Source organism: Micromonospora sp. WMMD1128 (genome assembly GCF_027497235.1).
In the GTDB taxonomy this organism is placed as follows: Bacteria; Actinomycetota; Actinomycetes; order Mycobacteriales; family Micromonosporaceae; genus Micromonospora.
Genome location: NZ_CP114902.1, coordinates 207,099 through 233,097, shown reverse-complemented (window position 1 = coordinate 233,097; position 25,999 = coordinate 207,099). Strand labels below are relative to the sequence as shown.

The 25,999-nt window shown below is 73.1% G+C and carries 25 protein-coding genes and 1 riboswitch; of the genes, 13 read left to right on the top strand and 12 right to left on the bottom strand.

Annotation, left to right across the window (positions count from 1 at the left end; genetic code table 11):
* Window positions 1–48 precede the first annotated feature (48 nt).
* Together O7602_RS01120 and thrC are read right to left on the bottom strand one after the other, a co-directional pair.
* Window positions 49–1,068, bottom strand: coding sequence for a GNAT family N-acetyltransferase (locus O7602_RS01120; protein WP_281586392.1), 1,020 nt, complete (start codon window positions 1,066–1,068; stop codon window positions 49–51).
* A 377-nt stretch (window positions 1,069–1,445) separates the two neighbouring features.
* The gene (thrC, locus tag O7602_RS01115; RefSeq protein WP_281586391.1) at window positions 1,446–2,735 is read right to left on the bottom strand and encodes a threonine synthase; all 1,290 of its coding nucleotides are present in this window, start codon (window positions 2,733–2,735) and stop codon (window positions 1,446–1,448) included.
* 12 nt (window positions 2,736–2,747) lie between these two features.
* A riboswitch (SAM riboswitch) is annotated at window positions 2,748–2,881 on the bottom strand.
* 91 nt (window positions 2,882–2,972) lie between these two features.
* Here thrC and O7602_RS01110 point away from each other — a divergent pair.
* The 3 genes from O7602_RS01110 to O7602_RS01100 all read left to right on the top strand — a co-directional run bounded on the left by O7602_RS01110 (window position 2,973) and on the right by O7602_RS01100 (window position 5,044).
* Window positions 2,973–3,602, top strand: a complete 630-nt coding sequence (locus O7602_RS01110) for a DUF4232 domain-containing protein (protein ID WP_281586390.1) — start codon at window positions 2,973–2,975, stop codon at window positions 3,600–3,602.
* A 159-nt stretch (window positions 3,603–3,761) separates the two neighbouring features.
* Window positions 3,762–4,238, top strand: coding sequence for a hypothetical protein (locus O7602_RS01105; RefSeq protein ID WP_281586389.1), 477 nt, complete (start codon window positions 3,762–3,764; stop codon window positions 4,236–4,238).
* An 11-nt stretch (window positions 4,239–4,249) separates the two neighbouring features.
* A complete protein-coding gene (locus tag O7602_RS01100; protein ID WP_281586388.1) occupies window positions 4,250–5,044 on the top strand; it encodes a hypothetical protein in 795 nt (264 codons plus the stop codon).
* 289 nt (window positions 5,045–5,333) lie between these two features.
* On the opposite strand, the gene O7602_RS01095 is transcribed toward O7602_RS01100, so the two are convergent.
* From O7602_RS01095 to O7602_RS01085, 3 genes are all read right to left on the bottom strand, one after another.
* Complete coding sequence (locus tag O7602_RS01095) at window positions 5,334–5,780, bottom strand: DoxX family protein (RefSeq protein ID WP_281586387.1); 447 nt, start codon at window positions 5,778–5,780, stop codon at window positions 5,334–5,336.
* Between the two features lie 179 nt (window positions 5,781–5,959).
* Window positions 5,960–6,844 (bottom strand): ABC transporter permease subunit, encoded by an 885-nt coding sequence (locus O7602_RS01090; protein ID WP_281586386.1) that lies wholly within the window; start codon window positions 6,842–6,844, stop codon window positions 5,960–5,962.
* Window positions 6,844–9,714 (bottom strand): alpha/beta fold hydrolase, encoded by a 2,871-nt coding sequence (locus tag O7602_RS01085; protein WP_281586385.1) that lies wholly within the window; start codon window positions 9,712–9,714, stop codon window positions 6,844–6,846. Before O7602_RS01085 ends, O7602_RS01090 begins: the two co-directional genes overlap by 1 nt.
* 381 nt (window positions 9,715–10,095) lie before the next feature.
* On the opposite strand from O7602_RS01085, the gene O7602_RS01080 reads away from it, so the two are divergent.
* From O7602_RS01080 to O7602_RS01055, 6 genes are read left to right on the top strand one after another with little or no spacing between them, the layout of a single operon-like run.
* Window positions 10,096–11,271, top strand: coding sequence for a hypothetical protein (locus tag O7602_RS01080; RefSeq protein WP_281586384.1), 1,176 nt, complete (start codon window positions 10,096–10,098; stop codon window positions 11,269–11,271).
* Window positions 11,258–14,134 carry a nitrate- and nitrite sensing domain-containing protein gene (locus O7602_RS01075; RefSeq protein ID WP_281586383.1) on the top strand — a complete coding sequence of 959 codons (2,877 nt, stop codon included), beginning with the start codon at window positions 11,258–11,260 and terminating at the stop codon, window positions 14,132–14,134. Before O7602_RS01080 ends, O7602_RS01075 begins: the two co-directional genes overlap by 14 nt.
* Window positions 14,131–14,595 carry a roadblock/LC7 domain-containing protein gene (locus tag O7602_RS01070; RefSeq protein ID WP_281586382.1) on the top strand — a complete coding sequence of 155 codons (465 nt, stop codon included), beginning with the start codon at window positions 14,131–14,133 and terminating at the stop codon, window positions 14,593–14,595. Before O7602_RS01075 ends, O7602_RS01070 begins: the two co-directional genes overlap by 4 nt.
* Entirely contained in the window at window positions 14,592–15,044 is a 453-nt protein-coding gene (locus O7602_RS01065) for a DUF742 domain-containing protein (protein ID WP_281586381.1), read from the top strand. The genes O7602_RS01070 and O7602_RS01065 overlap by 4 nt, the downstream gene beginning before the upstream one ends.
* Window positions 15,022–15,783, top strand: coding sequence for an ATP/GTP-binding protein (locus tag O7602_RS01060; RefSeq protein WP_281586380.1), 762 nt, complete (start codon window positions 15,022–15,024; stop codon window positions 15,781–15,783). Before O7602_RS01065 ends, O7602_RS01060 begins: the two co-directional genes overlap by 23 nt.
* Before the next feature lie 44 nt (window positions 15,784–15,827).
* A complete protein-coding gene (locus O7602_RS01055) occupies window positions 15,828–16,454 on the top strand; it encodes a hypothetical protein (protein WP_281586379.1) in 627 nt (208 codons plus the stop codon).
* A gap of 40 nt (window positions 16,455–16,494) precedes the next feature.
* Here O7602_RS01055 and O7602_RS01050 read toward each other — a convergent pair whose 3' ends face one another.
* The 3 genes from O7602_RS01050 to O7602_RS01040 all read right to left on the bottom strand — a co-directional run bounded on the left by O7602_RS01050 (window position 16,495) and on the right by O7602_RS01040 (window position 18,823).
* Window positions 16,495–17,613 (bottom strand): SRPBCC family protein, encoded by a 1,119-nt coding sequence (locus tag O7602_RS01050; RefSeq protein WP_281586378.1) that lies wholly within the window; start codon window positions 17,611–17,613, stop codon window positions 16,495–16,497.
* Window positions 17,614–17,615: 2 nt separating this feature from the next.
* Window positions 17,616–18,089 carry a hypothetical protein gene (locus tag O7602_RS01045; protein WP_281586377.1) on the bottom strand — a complete coding sequence of 158 codons (474 nt, stop codon included), beginning with the start codon at window positions 18,087–18,089 and terminating at the stop codon, window positions 17,616–17,618.
* 224 nt (window positions 18,090–18,313) lie between these two features.
* Window positions 18,314–18,823 carry a GNAT family N-acetyltransferase gene (locus O7602_RS01040; RefSeq protein WP_281586376.1) on the bottom strand — a complete coding sequence of 170 codons (510 nt, stop codon included), beginning with the start codon at window positions 18,821–18,823 and terminating at the stop codon, window positions 18,314–18,316.
* A gap of 249 nt (window positions 18,824–19,072) precedes the next feature.
* Between O7602_RS01040 and O7602_RS01035 the strand changes: the two genes are divergently transcribed.
* Complete coding sequence (locus tag O7602_RS01035) at window positions 19,073–19,285, top strand: hypothetical protein (protein WP_281586375.1); 213 nt, start codon at window positions 19,073–19,075, stop codon at window positions 19,283–19,285.
* A gap of 6 nt (window positions 19,286–19,291) precedes the next feature.
* On the opposite strand, the gene O7602_RS01030 is transcribed toward O7602_RS01035, so the two are convergent.
* From O7602_RS01030 to O7602_RS01015, 4 genes are all read right to left on the bottom strand, one after another.
* Entirely contained in the window at window positions 19,292–19,753 is a 462-nt protein-coding gene (locus O7602_RS01030) for a DUF3263 domain-containing protein (protein WP_281586374.1), read from the bottom strand.
* A gap of 143 nt (window positions 19,754–19,896) precedes the next feature.
* Window positions 19,897–20,910: an ABC transporter permease subunit gene (locus tag O7602_RS01025; RefSeq protein ID WP_281586373.1), complete on the bottom strand. Its 1,014-nt coding sequence runs from the start codon at window positions 20,908–20,910 to the stop codon at window positions 19,897–19,899.
* Window positions 20,907–21,818 carry an ATP-binding cassette domain-containing protein gene (locus tag O7602_RS01020; RefSeq protein ID WP_281590049.1) on the bottom strand — a complete coding sequence of 304 codons (912 nt, stop codon included), beginning with the start codon at window positions 21,816–21,818 and terminating at the stop codon, window positions 20,907–20,909. Before O7602_RS01020 ends, O7602_RS01025 begins: the two co-directional genes overlap by 4 nt.
* Window positions 21,819–22,048: 230 nt before the next feature.
* Entirely contained in the window at window positions 22,049–22,834 is a 786-nt protein-coding gene (locus tag O7602_RS01015) for a DeoR/GlpR family DNA-binding transcription regulator (RefSeq protein ID WP_281586372.1), read from the bottom strand.
* Window positions 22,835–23,033: 199 nt separating this feature from the next.
* Here O7602_RS01015 and O7602_RS01010 point away from each other — a divergent pair, with 199 nt between their 5' ends.
* From O7602_RS01010 to nagA, 3 genes are read left to right on the top strand one after another with little or no spacing between them, the layout of a single operon-like run.
* On the top strand, window positions 23,034–23,963 hold the full coding sequence (locus O7602_RS01010) for a sugar isomerase (RefSeq protein ID WP_281586371.1): 930 nt from the start codon (window positions 23,034–23,036) through the stop codon (window positions 23,961–23,963).
* Window positions 23,960–24,889, top strand: coding sequence for an ROK family protein (locus O7602_RS01005; RefSeq protein WP_281586370.1), 930 nt, complete (start codon window positions 23,960–23,962; stop codon window positions 24,887–24,889). The genes O7602_RS01010 and O7602_RS01005 overlap by 4 nt, the downstream gene beginning before the upstream one ends.
* The gene (gene nagA, locus O7602_RS01000) at window positions 24,889–25,998 is read left to right on the top strand and encodes an N-acetylglucosamine-6-phosphate deacetylase (RefSeq protein ID WP_281586369.1); all 1,110 of its coding nucleotides are present in this window, start codon (window positions 24,889–24,891) and stop codon (window positions 25,996–25,998) included. The genes O7602_RS01005 and nagA overlap by 1 nt, the downstream gene beginning before the upstream one ends.
* Window position 25,999 lies beyond the last annotated feature (1 nt).

The window sequence follows — 25,999 nt, the reverse complement described above, 5'->3', positions numbered from 1 at the left end:
GCCATCATGCAACAGAAAGGCACCAGATCAGTAGGGGCGTGTCACAACTCAGATGGTCAACTGCCAGTCGACGGAGCCGGCCGCCGGGCGGAAACCGAGCTGTTCGTTGATCGCGATCATGTGGGCGTTGGCGGCGGCGTTCCAGGTGTCGACGTTTCGCAGCGCCGGTTCGTGGTCCAGCGCGTACGCCAGGTTGGTGGTCTTGCAGAGCAGGCCGAGCCGGTGGCCGCGGTGGCCGGAGTCGACGATGGTGATCTGCTGCCAGGCGTGCTCGGTGCTGCTGGCGTCGAGGCTGAGCTGGCTCCAGCCGACGAGCCGGCCGGACGCCTCGTGCACCGCGCCGGTGTTGTAGCGGCGCATGCCCCGGGCGTCGAGCGCCCGCTCCACGCCCCGCTTCCGCTGCGCGTCCATCCTCTGCTGTTCCCATGCCAGCTCCCCCATGGGCGCGTCGAGCAGCAGCCGGCCCTCCAGGTGGGCGACGTCCGAGGCGTACTCCTCGGGCACATGGTCGCGCCAGTGCACCGTCCGGTAGCCGGTGGCCGCCGCGCGGGCCTCGGCCGACAGCGTGGCCAGCCGGGACCGGTTGAGCGCGGTCACGTCGAGCCGGCGGCGGACGTCGGCGTTCGCCGCCTTCGCGCCCATGGCGGCGGCGAACGCCGCGCCCGGGAATTCCCGCTCTTCCTGGCCGGGCAGCGCGGCGGCGGTGGAGCCGACAAGCCGTTTGCCGCCGTGCTCCCGCAGCAGGCGCAGGCCGTGTTCGTGCAGCACCCGCCCGATCCCGCGACGGCGGTGGGCCGGGTCGACCACCAGCTCGACGCTGGCGTTCTCGGTGTTCTCCAGCGTGTGCAGGTGCAGCCGGAGCCAGCCGAGGGGCACCCCGTCGAGGCGGGCGACGGCCCAGCGCCCGTCGATGCCGGGCATCGGGTGCCGCAGCAGTGCCTCGAACCGCCGCCGGCAGGTCGGCGGCAGGTCCGGTTCGTCGATGGCGCGGGCCGCCTCCGCGATCCGGTACGCCGCGTCGAGCGTGGGTCGGTCGGCGGGATCGAGCGGGGTGACGGTCAGGCCCATGGCGGCGATCCTGGCCCGGGAACGGTGACAGGGCCAGCGGATTTCCGCTGGCCCTGTCCGAGGTTGGTCGGGAGGGACGTCCGCACAACGCCTCCGGCGTTGGGTCGCAAAACTTCGAAAAGTCTCCGGCGGATGCCCTCCCGCACCGAGCATCTTGCGCCGTCCGGTTCCTGCCGTCAAGTCCTCGGGGGTGGTTTCCTGCCACTCCCCGCACATCCCCCGTCACCCGCTGGTCGTCCCCGATCCCCCACCCGGGCGAGTCCGCCAGCGGCCGGGACGGCCCACCGCGGCGAGTTGACCAAGGAGTTCGCGTCCGGATCGGCCACTGCCGCTGACGCCAACTCCTTGATCGACGCCTTGTCGGACGGGTCAGGAGGTCAGGAGAGGAGGCCGGCGTCGCGGGCGGCGCGGAGGCTGGGCTTGATGCGGTGGGTGGGGCCGGCGGCGGCAGCCACGGCGTCGAGGGTCTTCAAGCCCTCGCCGGTGTTGAAGACCACCGTCTCGGCGGTCGGGTCGAGCTTGCCGGACTCCACCAGCTTGCGCAGCACCGCCACCGTCACGCCGCCCGCGGTCTCGGCGAACACGCCAGTGGTCCGGGCCAGCAGCCGGATACCGGCGCGGATCTCGTCGTCGTCGGCGTACTCCATCCAGCCGCCGGTGCGGCGGACCGCCTCCAGCGCGTACACCCCGGCGGCCGGGTCGCCGATGTTCAGCGACTTGGCGATGCCTGTGGGCTTGACCGGGACGATGGTGTCGCGGTCGTCGTGCAGCGCGGTGGCGATCGGGTTGCAGCCGGCGGACTGGGCGCCGAACACCGTCCAGCCACCGGCCGGCGCCTCCACCAGGCCGATCTCCACCAGCTCGGTGAACGCCTTGTCGATCTTGGTGAGCAGCTCGCCGCTGGCCATCGGGATGACCACCTGCGCCGGGATGCGCCAGCCGAGCTGCTCGGCCACCTCGTACCCGAGAGTCTTGGAGCCCTCCGCGTAGAACGGCCGGACGTTCACGTTGACGAACGCGGTGTCCTCGAACTCGTCGGTCTCCACCAGCTCGCCGCAGAGCCGGTTCACGTCGTCGTACGAGCCGTCGATCGCGACCAGGTCACCGCCGTAGACCGCGGTGGTGACGACCTTGCCCTGCTCCAGGTCACTGGGGATGAAGACCACCGACGGCACGCCGGCCCGGGCCGCGTGCGCGGCGACCGAGTTGGCCAGGTTGCCGGTGGACGCGCAGGCGTAGCGGGTGAAGCCGAGCGCGCGGGCGGCGGTGAGCGCCACCGACACGACACGGTCCTTGAACGAGTGGGTGGGGTTGGCGCTGTCGTCCTTGACCCAGAGCGGGCCGGTGAGCCCCAGCTCGGCGGCGAGGTTGCCGGCGGACACGAGCGGGGTCAGCCCCGGGTCGAGGGTGACCCGGGTGGCCGGGTCCTGGCCGGCCGGCAGCAGGGCGGCGTAGCGCCAGATGCTGTTCGGGCCGGATTCGATCTGCGCCCGGGTGACGGTGGCCAGGGCGGCGGTGTCGTAGTCGACCTCAAGCGGGCCGAAACACTCGTAGCAGGCGTGCTGCGCGGCCAGCGGGTAGCGCGCGGAACAGGCGCGACAGACCAGGGCGCGGGCCGGGCTGCGGGTGGTGTCGATGCCGGAGACGGCGGGAAGGGTCGACGTCATGTCGAGAGGTTCCTCTCATCTTTCCCCGCATCGCCGGGTGCGGCGGGGACGGAATTGGCACCTGCCCGCGGTCGCTCGTCGTCGAGCGTGGCGGGTGGTTGCCGGGGCGTCGTCGGGCCGTATCCCTCAGCCCCTCTGGATGAGGTATGCAGTTGTGCCGCCGAGTCTATGCGCTGCTCACGCAGCTGCCACCCGGGGGTCCCACGCAGTGGGCCACACGGGTGGCATGATCGCCGGATGCGGAACGCGGCAGTCGGCACCGGTCTTCTCGCGGCGCTGACGCTAGTGGCGGCCTGCACCCGGGCGCCGGCGCCGATCGACCCGCTGCCCCCGCAGCCGACCGCCCCCGCCGCCTCGCCCACCCCGCCGTGCACGCCGGAGGGCATCCGGATCACCGAAACCGGGGTGAGCGCCGCGATGGGGCTGCGGGCCATGGGCCTGGACCTGGTCAACTGCGGAGATCAGCCGTACGAGTTGCGCGGCTATCCGGCGGTCCGCCTCCGGGACGCCGACGGGGACCGGATCACGGTCCGGATCGTCCCCGGCGCCACCGGGATCACCTCCGGCTTCGACGCCCCACCCACCCGGGTCGTGCTGCGCCCCGGCGAGCGGGCCGGCGCGGCGTTGCTCTGGCGCAACACCGTCACCGACGCGACAGTGGTGGCGACCGAGGGCAGGCAGCTCGACGTCGCCCCGGTCAGCGGCCGGCCGGCGTACCCGGTCGCGCTGGACGGTCCGATCGACCTGGGCAACACCGGCCGGCTGGGGGTCAGCGCCTGGAAGCGCCGCGACCCCGAGCCGACCACGGAACCCGCCGCGCCGAGCGGCCCGCCTTCTACGGCCGACGTTCCGGTAAACCCGCTCTGAGCGCCCCAGCAGGCGGGTATCACTCTCCCGTCGAGATCAGGTAGCGACCCGACACGCCCCGCCGGAACCACGCCACGAAGACCGTCTCAGATAGTGTCCGACCCTGCACGGAGCGAGGTGACCTCACGTCGTCACCAGACGGCAGGAAGGGGTGCGATCGTGAGTCGCCAGGTGTCGGACTTGATGACGGCCGCCAACCTCGGCACCTTGCTTTCACCGCTCGCGCAGGCAGTGACCGTGGGGGGTGTCACCTGGGCCACCAGGAACCGGGTCGTCAGGGAAGGCGTCCTCCGGGTTGACACCACTCTCAGGGCGCTCACGCCGTGCAGGCTTCGTATGACGGTCAACGAGCTGAAGCCGAGCGAGCCGGCGCTTCAGTATCTTGCCGGCGATGGTCGGCTGGGCTTCTCCGCGCGCCGATTGTGCGTCAACACACCGCATCGTCCCTTTTCCGGCACTCACAAGCACCGGAACGAGCCCGGTGGCGGAGATGAGGGGGCGTACGAACCAGACGACATTCCCGCCGTTCCACTTCAGCCCAGAGTCGCACCCGGCACTTATCGTGCAATCCTGGAAGCGTTCGCCGGAGAGTGCTTCATTGCTATCGGGGACGACTTCATCTGGCGCGAGCCGTGAGGGGGATGATCGTGGACGCCACGACCGTCATCGGTGCTGTCCTCCGGGCTGTCAATGACAACACCGTCATCCACCCGTACGGCGACGGCCTGCTGGTTGACCTGCCTTTGACCTATGGCGACGGCGACGGCGTACGGGTTCTGGTCGAGCCCATGGGCTCCGGCTACCGGGTGACCGATCGCGCCACCGCAGCGTCCCTGTTGACGATGGCTGGAGTAAATCTGCTCGCTGGTCGCGCGGCTGCGGCGTTCGCCGAGATCATGGCTGACGGTGAGATCAACGGGGTTGAGGCAGCACCCGGTGAAATCACGGCCTTCGGGGGCGCCGATGATCTGGGAAAGTTGGTCCTTGACGTCGCCCAGGCGTCGCTCCGCGCCGACCAGCTTCGATGGCTCGCTCCGCATCCGACGGGCATGAGGTTTGTCGACCGGGTGACGGACCGGGTCACCACCTGGGCCGGGCGCACGCGCGAACTCCAGCGCGACGCTCCGATCCCGCTTGAGTCGGGTCGCAGCCGTTCGGTGACGCTACGGGTCACCAACGACGGCAAAGCGGCCTACGTCCAGGCCGTCGGTCTCCGTGACCCTGATCAGGCAGCCGAGCATTGCTACCACGTCTTCGGCTTGTCGAAGATCGCCCGAGAAGCCCGGGTCGCTGCGCTCGACGGCTCGGCGCGTGACTGGCCAGCAGCGATCGTCGCCGAGCTCCGAACTGTGAGCGACGTCGAGTTCTTCGACGACCCGCTCAGCCTCGAGCGACAACTCGACAAGGTGGTCCCACCTTCGCCGGCTGCGCTGAGGCCGTAACGCACCTCGTCAGGCATGGGGCAGCGGGGTCCGGACGAACACGCCGAGCCCTTGATGGCCGTACAACCCGCCGGTCTCGATCAGGATCGTGATGGCCTGCCGGACGGCGACCGGCTGCCCACCTCGCACAGATCCGCCAGCTCCTTCGTGGAGAGCAAGAACCCACCTGCCCCACCACGCTTACCAGCGTCGACGAGGTCGCCACGCTGCAGCGCGTGCCGGCCCGAACCTACGTACGGGGACCGCCCCCTGAGGGGCGGACCCCGTACGAAGATCGCGGATGTACGGCTCAGGCGGGGACGGAGGCGCGCGGGGTCGACGGGGTCTCGGCGGCCGCGCGGCGGCGGGCCAGCAGGGCGTCGAGCGCCCAGGTGCCCGGGCCGAGCACCGCGACCAGCAGGAACGACCAGCAGAACATCGCGGCCGCCTCGCCGCCGTTGCGGATGGGCAGCAGGCCGTGCGGCTGGTGCACCACGAAGTATGCGTACGCCATCGAGCCGGAGGCGAGGAGCGCGGCCGGGCGGGTGCCCAGGCCGACGAGCACCAGCGCGCCGCAGACGAGCTGGATCAGCGCGGCCCACCAGCCGGGCCAGGTGCCGACCGGGATCGCCTCGCCGGTGACCGGGTTGCCGCCGAGTATGCCGAAGATCGACGCCGCGCCGTGGAGCATGAAGAGCAGGCCGACGACGATGCGGAACAGGGAGAGCACGGGGCCCTTCAACTGCGTGGGAACCATGGGATACCTCCTGGGGCGATATGTGGCGACGTCCAGGATGGCGGGCGCAGGAATAGAAGTTAATCAATTCCTTGCTGGCGGGACAATCTCATGGGAACGCTCCCATGATATGGGCTTGAGACGTTAAGCGGGGCCCCTTCCTCTACCGGAAGCGTTAAGAGGGGCCCCCGCCTTGCACCTCAGCTGGTGATGTCCTTGCGGGTGAACCGCCAGAAGGCGAGCCCCCAGAACAGCGTCGCGTAGACGATCGCCGAGATCGCGCCCCGCACCACGTCGTCGGTCTGCGTCGGCGTGGACAACAACCCCAGCCAGGCGCTGCTGTAGTGGGTCGGCAGCAGGTCGCGCAGCCCGCCCAGCGCGGTGATCTGGTCGAGGATGCTGGACAGGATCCAGAGCAGCACCGCACCGCCGACCGCGCCGAGCGCGGCATCGGTGGTCACCGACAGCAGGAACGCCAGCCCGGCCACCACAAGCAGCACCACCGCCAGGTAGCCGAGCACCCCGAGCAACCGGAGCAGCCCGTCGACCGGGGCCAACTCGGCGGAGACCTGGCTGCTCAGCGGCTCCCAGCCGTACCGCAGCGTGCCGGCGAGCAGCGCGGTGCCCGCGAGCAGCAGCAACGCCAACCCGGAGTACGCGAGCGCGACCACCAGCTTCACCGCGAGCAGCCGCGCCCGGGGCACCGGCACGGCCAGCAGGTAGCGCAGGCTGCCCCAGCTCGCCTCGCTGGCCACCGTGTCACCGAAGAACAGCGCCACCACCACGACCAGCAGGAACGACGCCGACACCAGGATCGAGAACAGGGTGAAGTTGAGCCCGCCCGCGGTGGCCAGGTCGGCCAGGCTGGCGAACTCGCCCCGCCCGCCGCCGTCGTCGTTCCCGGAGTCGAACTGAAACGCGATCAGGATGATCAGCGGCAGCAGCACCATGAACCCCAGCGCCAACTGGGTACGCCGACGCGACGCCTGCCGCCGGAACTCCGCCCCGAACGGCAGCGTGGCCGACGGCCGGTAACCGACCGCCGCCCCACCACTGCCCTTCGACGCCACCTGAGAACCCGCCATCACCGGTCACCGCTTCCCCGAGAGTTCTCGCCGACCAGGGCGAGGAACGCGTCCTCCAGGCGACGCCGGGGCACCACCCGGTCCACCCCGATGCCGGCCCGGACCAGCTCGGCCACCACCTCGCTGCGTGCGGTGCCGTTCGTGTCGACCACCAGCCCACCGTCGTCGTCGGGCAGCACCCGCACACCGTCGAGCCGGTCGAGCACGGTACGCGCGGCATCCGGGTCGCTCACCTCGAACAGCACGCTCGGCGACTCACCGACGATCTCCCCGACCGGGCCGGACGCCACGATCCGCCCCTTGTTCACCACCACCGCGTGGGTGCAGGTCTGCTCCACCTCGGCCAGCAGGTGGCTGGAGACCAGCACCGCCCGGCCGTCCGTGGCGTAGCGCTGGAGCACCCGGCGCATCTCGGCGATCTGCGGCGGGTCGAGCCCGTCCGTCGGCTCGTCGAGCACCAGCAGCTCGGGCAGGCCGAGCATGGCCTGGGCGATGGCGAGCCGCTGCCGCATGCCGTGGCTGTACTTCTTCGTCCGCCGGTGCACCGAGTCACCCAGGCCGGCGATCTCCAGCGCCTCGTCGAAGTGCGCGTCCGCCCACGGCCGGCCGGTCGCCCGCCAGTACGCCTTCAGGTTGTCCAGCCCGGACAGGTGCGGCAGGAAACCCGGCCCCTCGACGAGCGCGCCGATCCGGGAGAGCACCGGCGAACCGGGCACCAGCCGGTGCCCGAACACGTAGATCTCCCCGGCGGTGGGCTGGGTCAGCCCCATCAGCACCCGCAGCGTGGTGGTCTTGCCGGCGCCGTTCGGCCCGAGCAGGCCGACCACCTGGCCGGGGTGCACCTCGAAGTCCACCTCGGAAACGGCGACGAAGCCGTCCGCGTACTCCTTGCGCAGGTTGCGCACGGCGAGCGGCACGCCCGCGTACTCCGGGTGCACGGAGCGGTCCTGGCGGCGTTGCCGGCGGCGGGCGAGCAGGACGACCACGACGAGCCCGACCGCGATCGCGGCGAGCAGGCCGACAAGCACCCAGCGCCAGATCGCGGCCGAGGTGGGGATCGGCGCGGCGTCCACGGTGGGCAGCACCAGCGGGCCGTCGCCGAGCGCCACGGTGTGCACGACCGGTTCGGCAGGCGTGGCGTACGCCTGGTCCGACGTCGCCACCACGAGCCGCAGCCGGTGCCCGGCCTCGACCCGGCGGACGATCGCCGGCAGCGTGACCGTCACCGGCGTCGCGGCGTCGAGGCTGGCCGGCAGGCCGGTCAGCCGCACCGGCGCGACCAGGCCGTCGGGGAGCGCGGCCGCGCCCTGCGGGTCGACGTCGTAGAGCTTGACGAAGAGCACCGCCTCGCCGGTCGCCGAGGCGGCCCGGATCCGTACGGTCGGTGCGCCCACCACGTCGACCGGGTCGTCGAGCGGCGCCGACTCGAAGCGCGCGTGCTGGCCGGGGATGTCGCCGGCCACGCCGTCCAGCAGCGAGCCGAGCGCGCCGGCGAACGGGATCGTGGAGATGGCCGCCGGGTTGCCGTTCGGCGGTACGGCGACCGGCTGGGCCGGGCCGGTGAGCGCCACGTCGCGACGCTCCTGCCCGGTCACGCCCGGGTAGTCGTCGGTGCGGTAGCCGGTGGCCACCAGACCCCGGTCGAGCGCGTCGAACCCGGCGATCCGGGAGAACGTGAAGGAGTCGCCCGGTGCCGCCCCCTCGCCCTTGACGTAGTGGTCGAGCCACTGCGCGGTCAGGAACTTCACCCGGTCGGAGTCGGAGGTCGGCCCGGCGCCGCCGTCGTGGCCGCCGGTGAACCAGGCGACCCGGACCGGGGTGCCGGCCGCGGCGATGCCGCGCGCGTTGGCGTCCGCCTCGGTGAGCGGGAAGAGCGTGTCCGCCTCGCCCTGCACCAGCAGGGTGGGGGCCTTGATCCGGTTCAGCGCCGGGGCCGGCGACGAGCGGCGCAGCAGCTCGACCGCGGCGGCGTCGGCCTGGCCGGTGGTGGCGATGCGCAGGTACGCGGCGCAGACGTCGGCGGCGAACCGGCCGCAGGACGGGTCGGCGGCGCCACCAGGCGCCCGGCCGGAGCCGCTGCCCGGTCCGGCGCCCGGCTGCGGGCTCGCCGGCCCGGCCGAGGCGGGTGCGCCCTCCGGCGCGGCGGCGGTGGCGCCGGACAGCCCGGCCGGGCCCGAGCCGGCGTTGCCGCCGCCGCCGAAGAAGATGCCGGCCCAGCCCTTCTTGAACACGCCCTCGGTGGGCGGTTTGCCGGTGTTCTCCGGCAGGAACGCCCGGGACAGGTCGTTCCAGGTGATCATCGGGACGATCGCGTCGACGCGGCGGTCCTGCGCGGCCAGCAGCAGGGCCAGGCCGCCGCCGTAGGAGCCGCCGACCACGCCCACCCGAGGGTCGCCGGCCGAGTCGAGGCGGATCTCCGGACGGGCGGCGAGCCGGTCCAGCAGCCGCTGCGCGTCCCGCACCTCGTAGTCCGGGCTGTCCAGGTGAATCTGGCCGCCGCTGCGGCCGAAGCCGCGAGCGGTCCAGGTGAGCACGGCGTAGCCGCGGGCGACCAGGTCCTCCGCGTCCGAGCGAACCGACTCCTTGGTGCCGCCGAAGCCGTGCGCCAGCAGCACCGCCGGCACCCGGTTGTCGCCGGAGGCGTCGTCGGGCAGGTAGAGCGTGGTGTCCAGGTCGACCGGCTCGTCCCCGTCCGGGCCCGAGCGGACGGTCACCAGGGCCGGCTCGGTCCGGAAGTCCGGGCCCTGCGGCCGGGCCACCCAGACCAGCGCGGCGGCGACCAGGACTACCACCACCACGGCGGCGACGAGCCGGCGCGGGTGGCCGGACAGGGCACGCCGGGCCCGCGCGCCGGGCAGCGGTGATCTCATGTGGCACACGGTACGGGCCGTCCGCTGAGCGTTCCCTGAGATCCGCCGTACGTCCATTCAGCTGCGCCGTTCGGTGCGTACCGGACGTCGTCCGCAGAAGGTCCAGAGCATCCCAGCGGGATGTATTCGCATCCCGTGAAATCACATCTACGGTTGCAAACCATCGTCGATGCCACGTCTCGGCGGCCCGATCCGACGCTGCGTGTGGCCACAATTTACTATCGGTCACCCGAGGACGAACTGACGTGAAGCCGACTCCGTGACCACGGTTCCAGCCACGCCCGGTTCGACTAATTTTCCGGTCCGGTGCACGGGACTGCTCACGGCGACCTCCCGCGGCACCGATCGCCCCGCCGTCGCCGTCGCCGGAGGAGAGACACCATGACCGTCCCCGCGCCGCGGGTCCGTCGGCGGCCCTCCGTGCCGGGCCGCGTCCTGCCCCTGCTGCTGGCGCTGGTGCTGGTCGCCCCGCTCGGCCTGCTCTTCGCGCTCGCCGAGGGGAACACCGCGGACGACCACGACCTGGCCACCCGGGAACGACTCGGCGTCCGCTACCTGCGCGCCCTCGGGCCGCTCACCGACTCGCTGGTGGAGGTCCAGTCCACGGCCGTCGCCCAGGCGCCGGCCTCCCGCGCCGCGCTCAGCGCCGCCATCGAAGAGGTGGCGAGCGTGGACGACGCCGTCGGCGACGAGCTGCGCACCCACGACCGCTGGGCCGGGCTGCGGGCGAAGCTGGACGGGATGCCGGAGCGCGAACTCACCGATCCGGAGGCGGCCTACCAGGCGTACGGCGAGGCCGCCGACCTGCTGCTCGCCCTCTACCGGAAGGTACGGGAAAGCTCCGGCCTGATCCGCGACCCGCAGTCGGACACGTTCTTCCTCCAGGACGGCATCGGCGGAGCGCTGCCCACCGCGACGGTGCTCGCCGGCCGGCTCGCCGACCTGGTCCGGCTGGCCGCCACCCGACCCGCAGCCGAGCGGACGAAGACCGGCATCGAGCTGGCCGAACTCCGGGTGGCCGCGTTCGGCCCGGCCAACGACCTGGTCGCCGACCTCCGCGCGGCGGTGGACAGTACGGAGAGCGCCGACCTGGGTGCCAACGTGCTCACCCCGTTGGACACCTATCAGCGGTCCCTCGAAGCGTTCACCGCGGCGGGCGGCGGGCAGGCCGCGCCGAATCCCCAGCAGCTCACCGCCGCCGGGATCAGCGCCCAGGCCGCCGCCAAGCAGCTCCGCACCGTCATCCTCGACCAGCTCGACGCGCTGCTGACGAAGCGGCTGGACGCACTCGACCGGGACCGGCTGCTGGCCCGGGTCGCGGCCGGGGTGGCGACCGCGCTGCTGGTGGGGCTGGCCGTGACGCTGTTCCGGCGCCGCCCCGCCGAGAAGCGCCCGACGCATGCCGAGGCCGCGCGGCCCCCGGCGGTCCGCCCGGACCCACCGGCCCCCGCGCGGGACGCCGACCGCCTACCTGTCCGGGACGCCGACCGCCTGCCCGTCCGGGCCGGTACGGCTCCCGAGGCCGAGCGGTGGAGGCCCTTCGATGCTGCTCACTAGGCTGCGGATCCGGGGCAAGCTCGCCCTGCTGGTGATCATTCCGCTGCTGAGCATGGTCGGGCTGGCCGTGCCGGTGGTGGTCGATCGGGTGGCCGCCGCGCAGCGGGCGGCAGACACCGCCGAGACCGTACGCGTCGCCAGCCGGATCGGCAGCCTGGTCCAGGACCTCCAGCAGGAACGACTGCTCTCGATCGGGCTGCTGCTCGGTCGGGTCAGCCGCACCGAGCTGCTCCAGAAGTCCGCCACCGTCGACGACCGGGTCGCCGACCTGCGCGCCGAACCGCTGCCGACGCCGGTCAGCGAGGCGATCGAGGGGGTACGCGAGCTCGCCGACGTCCGTGCCGCAACGCTCGACGGACGGGCCATCCCGGCACAGATCTTGAACACCTTCTCCCGGGTCGACCTGGCGCTGATCGAGTCGCTTCGGCTGCCGTTCCGGGTGGACACCGACACGTCGGCCGGGCGGCAGGTGCTCGCACTGGACGCGCTGCTGCACACCGACGAGGCGCTGAGCTCGTGCGCCACCCAGATCGTCCTGGTCCGCGCGAACGGTGACCCGACGATTTCCGCCTCCTACATCGCCTGCGTCGCGACGCTCAACGTGGACAACGAGCGGTTCCGCAAACTGATCACGCCGGAGCAGTTGCAGCTGGCGCTGCTCGACGACGCGGCGGTGGCCGCCCGGACCAACCAGACCTTCCTGCAGGACAGCGCGCAGGATCCGGTCCTTTCGATCGCACGGGTGCCGCTGGACACGCTCTTCCCCTCGGTCCGCTCGATGATCACACTGGGCCAGTTCGTGGAGAAGAAGATCGTCGCGGACGTGATCGCGGAGACCCGTACCGAGGAGCGGGAGGCGCTGACCGCGGCCTGGCTGGTCGCCGTGGCGGCGGCCGTGATCCTTCTCCTGGTGGTGCTGCTGAGCATGACCGTCGCCCGGACCGTGTCCCGGCCGCTGAGCCGGCTCACCAAGTCCGCCGAGCGCGTCGCCCGGGTCGCCGAGGCGGAGCTGACCCGGGTCGCCGACGACGAGACCGAGTCGGTGCCGCCGGTGCGCCTAGACCCGGTGGACGTCGACGCCCGGGACGAGATCGGCGACCTGGCCCGCGCGTTCGACCGGGTGCAGCACACCGCCGCCCGGCTGGTCGAGCGGCAGGTTGCCGGCCGGCGCAACGTGGCGCAGATGTTCGGCCACGTCGGCCGGCGTACGCAGAACCTGGTCGGCCGCCAGATCGCGCTCATCGACCGGCTGGAACGGCAGGAGGCCGACCCGGGCCGGCTGGAGCACCTCTACCGGCTGGACCACATCTCCAGCCGGCTGCGCCGCAACGCGGGCAGCCTGGTGGTGCTCTCCGGCGCCACCGGCTCGGACGATCACGTGGCGCCGGTTCCACTGGCCGACGTGGTCCGGCTCGCGCTCGGCGAGATCGAGGACTACACCCGGGTCGACGTGCAGGTGCCGCCCGGTGTCTCCGCGGCGCCCGCGATCGCCGGCGACCTGGTGCTGGCGCTGGCCGAGCTGATGGAGAACGCGACCGCCTTCTCACCCCCGCACACCCGCGTCGTGGTCTCCGGCGAGCTGACCGGTGTAGGCGCCCGGCTGCTCGTGGTGGACCACGGCATCGGCCTCACCGAGGAACGGCTCGTCGAGGAGAACGCCCGGCTCACCCGGCGGGAACGGCTCGACCTCGCGCCGACCGAGGTGTTGGGGCTCTTCGTGGTGGGCCGGTTGGCCCGCCGGCACGGCTGGAACGTACGGCTGACGGCGACGCTTGGCGGCGGCGTCACGGCCGGCGTGGAGATCCCGGCCGCCTCGCTCGTGGTCCGCCGGCCGGAGCCGGCAGACGCGGCCGTGGCCCGGGCCGTCGTGCCGGCCGGCGAGCGGCGTCCGCAACCCGCTCGCACGGGTCGCGCGGCCGGCGTCCCGCCGGCGTCCGCCGACCTGGTCGGCTTCGACGCGGAGCTGCTGAGCCGGGCCACCCGCAGCATCACCAGCGGCGACTCGTGGAACGCCTTCGGCGAGCCCGCCGACGATCCGGAAACGACCGGCCCGCTCGGCACCGCGGCGACCGCGCCACCCACCACGCTGCCCGCCGGCCCGGCCGCGCTCCCCGCGGGCACCACTCCGCCGACACCGGTCGTCGGCCCGACCCCGGCCGCTCCCCCGGCCGCCGGGCCGACGACCGGCCCCGCCTTCGCGCCGCCGCCCGCCGGTCCCGCCTTCGCGCCCCCGCCCGCCGGCCCCGCCTTCGCGCCCCCGCCCGCCGGCCCCGCCTTCACGCCCCCGCCCGCCGGCCCCGCCTTCACGACGCCGTCCGCCGGCCCGGCCCGCCCGACGGCACCCGCCGGCCCGGCCCGGCCGACGTCGCCGCCGCCCGCCGGATTCCCGCCGGGCGGATCACCGGTCCCGCCGGCCGAACGGCCGTCCGCCGCGCGGCCGTCGAGCGCGGCGGGTCCGGCCGGGCCGCCCGGGACCCGACCGATCCGGAAACGGGTCCCCGGCGCGAACCTGCCGGCCGGCCCGCCGGCCGCACCGGCCGGGCCGGTGATCGGGCCGCTGATCGGCGTCCCGGACGACCCGGCCACGGTCCGCGCCCTGGTGGAGGCGTTCCAGGACGGGGTACGCCGGGCCGAGGACGACATCACGCCGGCCGAAGCGACACCGGAGCGACCCCGGCTCAGCCGGCGGGTACCCGGCGCGAACCTGTCCGTCTCGGCGGTGGCGCCCCCGCCCCCGGCCAGCTCCGACCCCGGCGACCCCGTCGAGGTCCGAAACCTCATCACCGAATTCGAGGCGGGCGTCGCCCGTGCTCTGCGCGAAGTGAGTCCCGACCGACGCTACGAAGAGGATCCATCACGGTGACCAGCCCGTTCCTGCACGACAACGTCGAACAGAGCATCAACGGCGACCTCAGCCCCGAGGCGCGCACCTTCAACTGGTTGCTCGACTCGTTCACCTCCAGCACGGCGGGGGTGATGGAGGCGATCGCGGTCTCCTCGGACGGACTCCTGATGGCCATGTCCGCGATCAAGGACCGGTCCAACGCGGAGCGGCTCGCCGCCGTGGTCTCCGGTATGACCAGCCTCGCCGGCGGCGCCGCCAGCTGGTACGCGCTGGGCGGGCTCAACCGGGTCATCGTCGACATGGCCGAGGGCTACCTGCTGATCAGCGCGATCAGCAGCGGCTCGGTCCTCGGCGTGGTCGCCGACCGGACCGCCAACCTGGGCACCGTGGCGTACGAGATGACGCTCTTCGCCGGCCGTGCCGGCGGTGCGCTGAGCCCCCGCCTGATCGCCGAGCTGAAGAACGCCGTTCAGCAATGATCCCGGGGGCCGCCGACGAGGATCCGGAGCCGGAACACGGCGTCCGGATCCGCCCCTTCCTGCGTGCGTCCACCCGGCCGACGCCGAGCACGGACGCCGACGACGGGGAGCCGTCCGGCCTACGGCCGTTCGTGCTCACCGCCGGCCGGGTGGACGGCGACCCGGCGATCAGCCTGGAGACCCAGGTGACCGCCCGGCCCGGCAGCGTCTCGTGGGCGGTGACCGCCCGACTGGCCCCGGAACTGGCCGCGATCGTCGCGATCTGCGTCGAGCCGGTGTCGGTGGCCGAGATCTCCGCCCGGACCCGGATGCAGTTCGGGGTGACCCGGGTGCTGGTCGGTGACCTACGCGCCGCCGGCCACCTCGACGTGCACGTCGCGGACGGCGACGACGCCCTCGATCCCGACCTCATCCTGCGAGTGATTGATGGACTTCGTGCGATCTCCTGACTGGCGGGCGGCCGCCCAGGGCGGGCCGGCCGCGAACAGCGCCCCCGCCCGCTACGGCAACCCTGCCCCACTGATCGGCCGGGCCACACCGCCCCCACCGGCCGGACCACCACTGCCCTACCGGCCGCCGGGCACGCCCGGGGAACCGGCCCCGATCGTCAGCCGGGTACCCGCGCCCCGCCCGCCGATCCCGGTGAAGATCCTCATCGCGGGCGGCTTCGGGGTCGGCAAGACCACCACGGTCGGCGCGATCTCCGAGATCGCTCCGCTGACCACCGAGGCGGAGATGACCACCGCCGGGATCGGCGTCGACGATCCGGGCGGAGTGGCCGGCAAGACCACCACCACGGTCGCCATGGACTTCGGCTCCGTGACCATCGACCGCAGCCTGAAGCTCTACCTCTTCGGTACGCCAGGTCAGGCCCGGTTCGGTTTCATGTGGGACGACCTGGCCCGGGGCGCGCTCGGCGCGCTTGTGGTGGTGGACAGCGCCCGGCTCGACGACTGCTATCCGGCGATCGACTTCTTCGAACGGGCCGGGCTGCCGTTCGCCGTTGGCGTCAACGCGTTCGACGGGCGGTTGGCCCTGGACCTGCCGTCGATCCGGTGGGCGCTGGCGATCGCCGAGCACGTGCCGCTCGTGCAGTTCGACGCCCGGGACCGGCTCTCCGTACGGGACGCCCTGCTGGTCGTCCTGGACCGGGCGCTTGACCGGGCGACCCGGTCCCGGGAACGCTGAACCATCCGTCGGTTCGGTCCGTGGTCATCGAAGGGGTGGACGCGATGAGAGGTGATCTGGACGAGACACTGGCCCGGCTGGCCCGGCGCGAGGAGGCGCAGCGCCGCCGGGCCCCGCTGCCCGGGGAGCCGGCCGAGGGGGCAAACCGGGGCGTGGCCCTCACCGGGCCGGACCTTGCCGGACCCGACCTCACCGGGCCTGACCTGGTCGGGCCCTACGCCACCGGGCCTGACCTCGCCGAGCCCTACGGCGCCGGGCCCGACCTCGCCGAGCCCTACGCCACCGGGCCGGACATGGTCGAACCGACCGACCCTCGGGCCGGGCACGGCGCGTACCGGCTGCGCGGCGGGGAGACGCCACCGCCGCCCCGGCGGGACCCGGTCGAGGAGGTCGCCGAGGCGCTCCGGCGGGTCGTCGCCGATCACCCGGGGCTCGCCGTGACGGTCCGGGTGGAGCGGGGCAACCAGGCGTACCCGTTACGGGTCTCCTGGGCCGGACCGACGGTCACGGTGGGTCCGGTGCCCGCGCCGAAGCCGCCGCCGGCCTGGCCGATGTCGGTGAAGACGGTGGTCGACCCCGGACACGACCCGGTCGGTACCGACCCGGCGGCCCGGCTCGCCGAGATGATCCGGCGCGACCCGTCACTGCTGGAGAACCTCGACCCCCACTGACGAGGGCGACGGCGAGCCGGACCGCCCGCCGTCGCCACCCTCACTCGTCGCGCTCCTCCCGGCGACGCCTGACCACCGGCCGGCGGGGCGCCTCGGGGGCACGACGGGCCCGCTCCTCGCGGGCCGGCCGCTCGTCGCGCTGCGGTCGACGAGTCCGCTCGGGCTGCCGGCGGCGCGGCGGCGGCAGCTCCTCCGGCTCCTCGTCATACTCCTCGTCGTCGAAGTCCTCGCCCGCGTCGTACTCGTCGTACTCCTGCTCCTCGACCGGACGGCGGCGCTGCGACGGCCGGCGGCGGCCACGCCCGGCGGGCTCCCCACCACCGCCCCGCTCCTGATCCTCGCGGTGCGCGGTCTCGTGGTCCTTGACCACCTGGGAGTCCCGGATCTCGCCCCGCCAACCCTCGACCGAGTCCGGGTCGAGCACGGTCTCGGTCATCACGTGCCGGACGAAGTGCTTCAGCTCCAGCCGGACCCGACGGCCCTGCGCCCGCCACAGGTTGCCGGTGTGCTCGAAGAGGCCCTGCGGGTGGTACTCAAGCACCACCAGGATCCGGGTCAGCTCCGGGCCGACCTCGTGGAAGCTGACCGTGCCGTCGACCGAGCCCTTGTCGCCCGTGGACCGCCAGTGGATCAGCCGGTCCGGGATCTGCCGGACGATCGTCGACTCCCAGGTCCGGTGCGACCACAGGACCTGCGCCTTCCAGGTCATCTTCTCGTCTTCGTCGCAGTCGGCCTGCTCGACCTTCTTCATGAAGCTCGGGAAGTCGCCGAAGGTGGTCCACTGGTTGTAGGCCACCCGGACCGGCACGCCGACCTCGATGGTCTCGACGATGTTGGTGACCTTGAGCTTCTTGCCGCCGCCCTTGCCACCCTTGCCGCCGCCGAACGCCGACATCAGCTTCTCCTTACCGCCGGCCACGCCGGCATGCAACACGGCCGTCAGCGGGGAGTGGCCGTCGGCGAGCTTCTGCGCGCCGGTGGCCGCGGCGACCAGGCCCGGTCCACCGCCCTGCTTCGCGTACTCGCTGAGCCGACCGGTCACGCCGGTGACCCGCTCGGTGACTACCTGCACGGCACGTTCACCGATCGCGGAGACGAGATTGCGCAGCTCGCCGCCGATCTGGTCGCGGGCGCGCCCGACGAGGTCGCTCGTGGACATGGTCACCGCCCCCGCCAACGGCGTACGGGGGCCGGCTGCTCGTCCCGGTCCTCGTCGTCGATCTGATCGTTGGTCTCGTCATAACCGGCGTCCGGCTGCTCGTCGAGCTCCGGTTCCTCGTCCGGAGCCGACCGCGGCCCGAGCGAACCGTCGGCGGACTGGCCGCCGGACCGGCGGCGCAGCGCGTCCGCGCCGCCCCGTAGCCGACCACTCACCGCGTCGATTCCGCTGCCGGCGGCGGCGGTCGCCGCGGCCCGACCGGCGGTGACCAGCGGCGCACCGAGCTTGCCGAGGTTACTCAGCTGGGGGTTCGACCCGAGTAGGCCGGTGGCCATCTGCTTCAGGCCGGCGGGGTTCTGGCTGGCCCGGCCGGCGGCGACCGCGGCGGCCAGGGTGAGCGCCGTACGCAGCTTCCTGCGCCGACCGAGCACATATCCGAAACCGACCGCCAGGGCGATCCGAGCTCCGCTCTTCATCAGCTCTCCTTCGCTCCCCGGCGGAAGAGACACCTCGTGCGCCGGAGCAGGCCCGGAACGAAATTGCCAGGGATCAGCAAAGGCGGCCTGCGACCGTGTACCCCGCATCAGCGGACCCGGCCGGCAGTACCCGTCAGAGCATGCCCGAAACACGCCACAGCCGGGGCGAAACGTCGCGACGCAGCAGATGTGAACAGGGGAAAGGCGAGAAGTGACGGGTGGTGTCAGCGGGTCGGCAGGGCGGAATCAAGACACATTCGGGCGTGCATTTTCCCGCCCTCTTCCCGCAGTTCCGCGCCACATTTACGAAGCACGGAAATGGCCCCGGCGTTGTCCGGCGTCGTGTCGGCCACGACCGTGTGCATGCCGGCCGCCGCGGCGGCGTGCAGCAACTCCCGCAGCGCGGCGGCGCCCAGGCCCCGACCTCGCGCCGACCGGCCGAGCCACATCCCGGTCTCCACCGTCCCCGGCTCGTCCCGGCGGGTCATCCGCACCATGCCGACCACCTCACCGCCGGACACGATCGCGAACATCAGCGTGCGCGTCGGACCGTCCAGCCCGCCGAAGCTGGCCCGGTGGAAGTCGCGGAAGGCGTCCCGGCGGGCCAGCGACCAGCCGGCCGGGGCGTCCACCGGAGGCATGACATCCTCCGGTTCCGCCTCGGCCGCCGCTACGGAGAGCAACGGTTCCATGTTCCGCTCGTCCACCGGCTCCAGCCGTACCGCACCCGTCACGAGCCGGAGTCTGCCGGCCGCTCCGGCGCGCGTCCACCCCTTTGGGCACTCATTGCCGGTACGGCGGAGCGGGTCGACCGGTCGTACCCCCGGGGTGTTCCGGCTCACGCTGCGTTGTCATCCGACCGGTCCGTTCCGGGGTGAGGGCGCTCACGCCGGAAGGAGCGCCGACGCATTCTGACAACTGTGCGTCACCGGCAAAGGTCAGTCGGTAGCTTCGGGTTGGACGGACCACGACAGGGGGTCGACATGTTGGAGCGGTTGCACGAGTCGGGAATCCGCGCGGAGCACGCCTACCTCGCCGGCTTCGTCAGCATCGGGCTCTCGTTCACCAGTTGGTTTCTCTCCAAGAGCCTGGAGCGTGCCGGCATGGCGCGGGCGGACCGTTGGGGCATCTTCATCGGCGAGTGGGCGCCGACCTTCTTCGCCATCGGCAACGGGCTGCGCACCTACGAGAAGTGAGACCCGTCAACGCCGCCGGTTGCGGGCCCGCGACGAGCGCAACCGGCGCAGCCGGCCGATCAGCAACGGCTCGGCGGCCAGCGCGGCCGGATGGTCCAGCAACCCGTTGAGCAGTTGGTAGTAGCGGGTTGCGGACAGGCCGAACGTGTCCCGGATGGCCTGCTCCTTGGCGCCGGCGTGCTTCCACCACCGGGACTCGAAGGTGAGAATCCGCCGCTCCCGCTCGGTCAGCCCATCGGCCGCGTCCGCCTCGGCGGGGCCGGTCGCGTCGTCGTCGCCGGCCGCGTCCGCACCGGCCGCGTCATCACCGGCTTCGGGCGAAGAGGCACCGGCCGGCTCGGACGGGGTCTCGCCGGCAGGCTCGGACGGGGTGCGCGGCGGGGGGACGGCCGTCCGGCGCGTACCCTCCGGCGGTCCGGACGGGTCGGGCCGCTCCACCGCGGTCCGGTCCGTGGCGTCGGCGGACATGGCGCTCCTCTCCGACGAAGAAGGACCGGCGCGGGAGACGCGCCGGCCGAGGGGAACCCCAGCGTAACCAGGGCCGCCCTCGACCGCATCGCCCCGCGCGGTCCGCGCCGCCGTCGCAGAGCTACGGCGGCGCGGACCGCGGGTCAGGAGATGTCCCGCCGGCGCATCGTCCAGAACGCACCGACCAGAGCCGCCGCGGCGCCGATGCCGAACACCACCGCCGACTGCTGCCAGGTCACCACGTACCTGGCCGGATCGCAGGCGCCCCTGGCGAACTGGCAGGTGTCGTAGTCGAACAACTCAGCCTGTTTCATGAACCACGACTGGGCGTACGTGGAGAGCACGTAGCGCTCGCCGAACGGCACCGACAGCACGCCGACCGCGATCCGGATGCCGATCTCGCTGACCGCGAAGAGCGCCACCGCCGCCCCGAGCGCCATCGCGGTGTGCCGACCCAGCGAGGCCAGCGCGAACGCGACCGCGCCGACGACGAGCACCAGCGCCACCGCCCGCAGGCCGTCCAGCCCGATCGAGCGCCACACCCCGGCGGTCATCTTCGCGGTGGTGCCGCGGGATGTGCCGATCAGCCAGAACGCGGCGGTCCACAACGCGCCGAGCACGACGCTCAGCCCGAGCATGGTGGTGAGCAGCGCGGCCAGCTTGGTGCCGAGCACGGCGAGCCGTTTCGGTCGCCACAGCAACAGGTTCATCATCCCGCCGGTGTTCCACTCGGCGCCCACGAAGGAGGCGCCGACGATGAACGCGAAGAGCGCCACCGCACCGGCGAAGACGGCGATGAACGTGGGGAACTCGGCCCGGAAGTCGAACTGGTACGGCAGGTTCCACTTCGGGTCGAACATCTCCGGCTGCGGCTGGTAGTCCTTGCCGCAGTTCGGGCCGTACCGGTCCTCGGTCTGCTCACCGCGGGCCTGGGCGGCCTCGCACTCGGTCACGGTGCGCTGCCAGTCCTGGACCGACTGCCGGTACTGGCGGTCGGACTCGGCCTGGGCGGCGGCCACCGTCTCCGGCGAGAGCTTCTGGCTGGAGAAGCTGAACGCGGTGGCCACGGTGGCGAGCCCGAGCACCAGCAGGACGAACAGCAGCCGGGTGAGCCGGCGCTTGGCGAGCCGGCGCAGCTCGGTGACGAACAGGCTCATGCGCCCCAACCTCCTGCGGTGCCGGTCTGGTCGACCTTGGCGGACTGATCGACCTGACGGTGCTGGCCGGGGACCGGCGCGGTGGCGGTCAGTTCGAGGAAGACGCTCTCCAGGTCGACCGCGACCGGGGTGAGCTCGCTGACGTAGAGGCCCTGTTCGGCGAGGAGCCGGCTGACCACCGCCGGCTTGTCCACGCCGGACAGCATCAGGTGGTCGGGCTCGCTGGCGACGCGGATCCCGGAGCGGGTGAGCGTCTCCACGGCCTGGGGCAGGTCGGTGACCGCCTCCAGGCGTACCCGCACGGAGCCCTGGGAGTGCGCCGCGAGCACCTGCTCGACCGGCCCGAAAGCGACCCGCCGGCCGAGCGAGATGATGGTGACCGAGTCGCAGATGAGCTGGATCTCGCCCAGGATGTGGCTGGAGAGCACCACGGTCATGCCGGATTCGGCGAGGTTGCGCATCAGCCCGCGCATCTCCCGGATGCCGCCCGGGTCGAGGCCGTTGGCCGGCTCGTCCAGGATCAGCAGCTTGGGCTCCTTGAGCAGCGCGGAGGCGACGGCGAGCCGCTGCTTCATGCCGAGCGAGTAGGTCTTCACCCGCTCCCCGGCCCGGTCGCGCAGCCCGACCAGCTCCAGCACCTCGTCGACCCGCTGCTTCGGCAGCTCGCCGGCCTGGGCGAGCAGGCCGAGCGTGTCCCGCGCGGAGAAGTGCGGGAAGAACTGCGGGCTCTCCACGATGGCGCCGACCTGCCCGGCGACCGCCGGCAGCGCCCGCGGCAGCTCCTGGCCGAGGATCGCCATCCGGCCGCCGTTGGGCCGGATCAGCCCGAGCAGCGTACGCAGCGTGGTGGTCTTGCCCGAACCGTTCGGGCCGAGGAAGCCGTGCACCTGGCCGGCCTCGACCCGCATGTCGAAGCCGTCGAGCGCGTGGCGGACCCCGCGTTTCCGGCTCCGGTACGTCTTACGGAGACCCTCGATCTCCAGGACAGCCGACACAGCTGACCTCCCCCGATAAGTTAGGCGACAGCGACACCATACGCGGTATGCACGCGAAGGCAATACCCGGTATGCAGGGTCGGCGTGTTAAGCGGGGGCCCCGCCTCTACCGGAGGCGTTAAGCGGGGCCCCCGCCTTAACCCTCAGGCGCAGACGACGTGCAGGCCGGCCTCGCGGAACGCCTGCACCAGGCTCGGTGACGCTCCGGAGTCGGTCACGAGCGTCTCCACCCGGTCCACCGAGCAGATCCGGGCGAACGCGTGCCCGCCCAGCTTGGACGAGTCGGCGATGACCACGACCCGCTTGGCGCGGGCCACCATGAGGCTGTTCATGGCCGCCTCGCCCTCGTGGTGCGCGGCGGCGCCGAGCTGCGGGTCGATCGCGTCCACGCCGAGCAGCGCGACGTCCAGGGTGACCTCGCGCAGCAACGCCCCGCCCAGCGGCCCGACCAGCTCGAACGACTTCGGCCGGACCACGCCGCCGGCCACCACCACCTTCATCCGCGAGCGCACCAGCAGCTCGTTGGCGATGTTCAGCGCGTTGGTGACCACGGTGAGCTGGGCCCCCTCGGCGCTCGTGTTGAGATCCGGCCGGACCGCCAGGGCGCGGGCCACCTCGGTGCTCGTGGTGCCGCCGTTCAGCCCGACCACCGTGCCCGGGGACACGAGCGCGGCGGCGGCGGCGCCGATCCGCTGCTTCTCCGCCGAGTGCTTGGCGGTCTTGTAACGCAGCGGCAGGTCGTAGGAGACGCCGTTGGCGACCGCGCCGCCCCGGGTCCGCGTGATCATCTGCTGCTGGGCGAGCTGGTCGAAGTCCCGCCGGATGGTCGCCTGGGAGACCTCCAGCCGCTCGGCCGCCTCCTCGACGCTGACCCGGCCGCTGTCGGTGAGCATCTCGAGCAGCGCGTTCCAACGCGCGTAGCGGTCCACCGCGGGGGCCTCCCCTGCCTGTGCACGTACGGTGATCGGTTGCGTGCACAGTAGTGCGCGAAACTGGGTCTGCGCAAAACCCTGTTCTGCGCGAACGGGGAGACGGTTGCGACGCCCACCTCACTTCGCGCAGAATGACGCGCGAAAGAAGGCCGGATCGCGCCGTATTGCGCAAGGTCTCCCGTGGCGAGGAGTGGTGATGGCGTACGTGCACGCGGAGATCGCGAGCCAACCCGACTGCTGGCGGGAGGCGGCCCGGCTCGCGCCGACCGTCGCCGAGCGCCTGCCGCGCCCCGGTGAGCGGGTCGCCGTGGTCGGTTGCGGCACGTCGTGGTTCATGGCGGAGGCGTACGCCGGGCTGCGCGAAACCGCCGGCCAGGGCGAGACCGACGCCTTCCAGGCCAGCGAGTTCCCGACCGGCCGCCGCTACGACCGGCTCATCGCGATCACCCGCTCCGGCACCACCACCGAGGTGCTCGACCTGCTCGCCGCGCTGCGCGGGCAGATCCCCACCACGGTCCTGGTGGGCGACCCGGCCTCGCCCGCCGTCGACCTGGCCGACGCCACGGTCGCGCTGCCCTTCGCGGACGAGCGCTCCGTCGTGCAGACCCGCTTCGCCACCACCGCGCTGGCGCTGCTCCGCGCCCACCTCGGCGAGGACCTCGGCCGGCTGGCCGCCGACGCCGAGGTGGCCGTCCGGGCGCCGCTGCCGATCGACCCGGCCCGCATCGAGCAGGTCACGTTCCTCGGTCGCGGCTGGACCGTCGGGCTGGCCCAGGAGGCCGCGCTGAAGTGCCGCGAGGCGGCCACGTTCTGGGCCGAGGCGTACCCGGCCATGGACTACCGCCACGGTCCCATCTCGATCGGCGCGCCGGGCCGGCTGGTCTGGGCGTTCGGCGGGATCCCGGACGGGCTCGCCGAGGACGTGGCGGCCACCGGCGCGGCGTTCGTGCACAGCCGCACGCACGGCTGCCACACCGTGCTGACGAGCTGGGCGGCCGGCCGTAACCCGGTCGACCCGATGGCCGACCTGATCCTCGCCCAGCGCTTCGCGGTCGCGCTGGCCACCAGCCGCGGCCTCGACCCCGACGCGCCCCGCCACCTGACCCGCTCCGTGGTTCTGGCGTGATCGAGCGCGACGAGGTCGTCGTCGCGCTGGACGTGGGCGGCACCGGGATAAAGTGCGCCCTGGTCCGGCCGGACGGCACGACCGTGCACACCGAACGGCACGCCACCGACGCCCAGCGCGGGCCGGAGGCCGTGGTCGGGACGGTCCTCGACGTGGCCGAGGGCTTGGCCGCCACCGCCCGCGCCGGCGGTTTCACGCCGGTGGCCTGCGGCATCGCCGTGCCCGGGGTGGTCGACGAGGCCCACGGGGTGGCGGTCTGGTCGGCGAACCTGGGCTTCCGGGACGTACCCCTGCGGGACCTGGCGCGGGCGCGCCTGCGCCTGCCCGCGGCGCTCGGCCACGACGTGCGGGTGGGTGGCCTGGCCGAGGCCAGGCTCGGCGCTGGCCGCGACGCCGGGCACGTGCTCTTCGTCGCGATCGGCACCGGCATCGCCGCCGCGCACGTGGTCGACGGGTCGGCCGCCGCCGGCGCGCACGGCGCCGCCGGGGAGATCGGACACATTCTGGTACGCCCCGGCGGCCCGCGCTGCGGCTGCGGCCGGGCCGGCTGCCTGGAGGCGGTGGCCTCGGCCTCGGCGATCGGCCGCCGCTACACGGAGCTGGCCGGGGTGCCGACGACCGCCGCCGAGGTGGCCGACCGGGCGGCGGCCGGCGAGCAGCTCGCCGGTGCGGTCTGGCGGGAGGCGGTCGAGGCGCTCGCCGACGGGCTCGCCACCGGGCAGGCGCTGTACGACGTGGCTACCGTGGTGATCGGCGGCGGGCTGGCCCAGGCCGGTCCCCGGCTGTTCGACCCGCTGCGCGACGCGCTGCGCGAGCGGCTGACGTTCCACCGCGAGCCGCGCCTGGTCGCGGCCGCCCTCGGCGACGAGGCCGGCTGCCTCGGCGCCGCCCTGCTGGCCCTGGACACCCTGGCGAAGGAGAGTTGATGACCCGGCGCGTGACCGGCAAGGTGGTGACCCCGACCGGCGTCATCCGGCAGGGCTGCGTGGAGATCCGGGACGGCCGGATCAGCGCGGTCGCCGACTATCCGTCGGTGCGCGACGGACACTGGATCGTGCCCGGCTTCGTGGACATGCACACCCACGGCGGCGGCGGCCACACGTTCACCACCGGCGACCCGGCTGCCGCCCGGCAGGCCGCCGCGTTCCACCTCGGCCATGGCACCACCACGCTGCTGGCCAGCCTGGTCAGCTCCCCGTTCGCGCTGATGCGGGACGCCACCGCCGCGTTCCGGCCGCTCGTCGAGTCGGGCGTGCTCGCCGGCCTCCACTTCGAGGGCCCCTACCTGTCCGCCGACCGCTGCGGGGCGCAGAACCCGGAGTTCCTGCGCGACCCGTCCACCGACGAGCTGACCGAGCTGATCGAACTGGGCGGCGGCGCGGTCCGGATGGTCACGCTGGCCCCCGAGCGTGCGGGCGCCACCGCGGCGATCGAGCTGCTGGTGGCGAACGGCGTGGTGGCGGCCGTCGGGCACACGGACGCCACCTGGGCGCAGACCCGCGCGGCGGTGGCCGCCGGGGCGAGCGTCGGCACCCACCTGTTCAACGGGATGCGTCCGGTGCACCACCGCGAGCCCGGCCCGGTGGTGGCGCTGCTGGAGGCCCCGAACGTGGTGTGCGAGCTGGTCGCCGACGGCGTACACCTGCACGACGGCATGCTCGGCTTCGCCACCTCGGTCGCCGGCCCGGACCGGGCCGCCCTGGTCACCGACGCGATGGCCGCCGCCGGCATGCCCGACGGCGAGTACGAGCTGGGCGGCCAGGCGGTCACCGTGGCCGGTGGCGAGGCCCGGCTCAGCCGGGACGGCGCGATCGCCGGCAGCACGCTCACCATGGACGCCGCGCTGCGGCACGCGGTCGGCGCGGGCGTCGCGCTGCCCGACGCCGTCCGGATGGCCGCCACCACCCCGGCCCGCGCGCTCGGCCTCGGCGACCGGGTGGGCGCGCTCCAGGCCGGCCTGCGCGCCGACCTGGTGGTGCTCGACGACGAACTGAACGTGGTCCGGGTGATGCGCGCCGGCGAGTGGGTGGAGTGAG

Bases quoted from the DNA above. Each gene is read 5' to 3' on its own strand.
- O7602_RS01050 (WP_281586378.1), bottom strand. From the start codon at position 17,613: ATGTCCACGAGCGACCTCGTCGGGCGCGCCCGCGACCAGATCGGCGGC.
- O7602_RS01110 (WP_281586390.1), top strand. From the start codon at position 2,973: ATGCGGAACGCGGCAGTCGGCACCGGTCTTCTCGCGGCGCTGACGCTA.
- O7602_RS01090 (WP_281586386.1), bottom strand. From the start codon at position 6,844: ATGGCGGGTTCTCAGGTGGCGTCGAAGGGCAGTGGTGGGGCGGCGGTC.
- O7602_RS01055 (WP_281586379.1), top strand. From the start codon at position 15,828: ATGAGAGGTGATCTGGACGAGACACTGGCCCGGCTGGCCCGGCGCGAG.
- O7602_RS01035 (WP_281586375.1), top strand. From the start codon at position 19,073: ATGTTGGAGCGGTTGCACGAGTCGGGAATCCGCGCGGAGCACGCCTAC.
- O7602_RS01120 (WP_281586392.1), bottom strand. From the start codon at position 1,068: ATGGGCCTGACCGTCACCCCGCTCGATCCCGCCGACCGACCCACGCTC.
- O7602_RS01030 (WP_281586374.1), bottom strand. From the start codon at position 19,753: ATGTCCGCCGACGCCACGGACCGGACCGCGGTGGAGCGGCCCGACCCG.
- O7602_RS01080 (WP_281586384.1), top strand. From the start codon at position 10,096: ATGACCGTCCCCGCGCCGCGGGTCCGTCGGCGGCCCTCCGTGCCGGGC.
- O7602_RS01085 (WP_281586385.1), bottom strand. From the start codon at position 9,714: ATGAGATCACCGCTGCCCGGCGCGCGGGCCCGGCGTGCCCTGTCCGGC.
- O7602_RS01065 (WP_281586381.1), top strand. From the start codon at position 14,592: ATGATCCCGGGGGCCGCCGACGAGGATCCGGAGCCGGAACACGGCGTC.
- O7602_RS01025 (WP_281586373.1), bottom strand. From the start codon at position 20,910: ATGAGCCTGTTCGTCACCGAGCTGCGCCGGCTCGCCAAGCGCCGGCTC.
- O7602_RS01020 (WP_281590049.1), bottom strand. From the start codon at position 21,818: ATGCGGGTCGAGGCCGGCCAGGTGCACGGCTTCCTCGGCCCGAACGGT.
- O7602_RS01060 (WP_281586380.1), top strand. From the start codon at position 15,022: ATGGACTTCGTGCGATCTCCTGACTGGCGGGCGGCCGCCCAGGGCGGG.
- nagA (WP_281586369.1), top strand. From the start codon at position 24,889: ATGACCCGGCGCGTGACCGGCAAGGTGGTGACCCCGACCGGCGTCATC.
- O7602_RS01095 (WP_281586387.1), bottom strand. From the start codon at position 5,780: ATGGTTCCCACGCAGTTGAAGGGCCCCGTGCTCTCCCTGTTCCGCATC.
- O7602_RS01045 (WP_281586377.1), bottom strand. From the start codon at position 18,089: ATGAAGAGCGGAGCTCGGATCGCCCTGGCGGTCGGTTTCGGATATGTG.
- O7602_RS01010 (WP_281586371.1), top strand. From the start codon at position 23,034: ATGGCGTACGTGCACGCGGAGATCGCGAGCCAACCCGACTGCTGGCGG.
- O7602_RS01075 (WP_281586383.1), top strand. From the start codon at position 11,258: ATGCTGCTCACTAGGCTGCGGATCCGGGGCAAGCTCGCCCTGCTGGTG.
- thrC (WP_281586391.1), bottom strand. From the start codon at position 2,735: ATGACGTCGACCCTTCCCGCCGTCTCCGGCATCGACACCACCCGCAGC.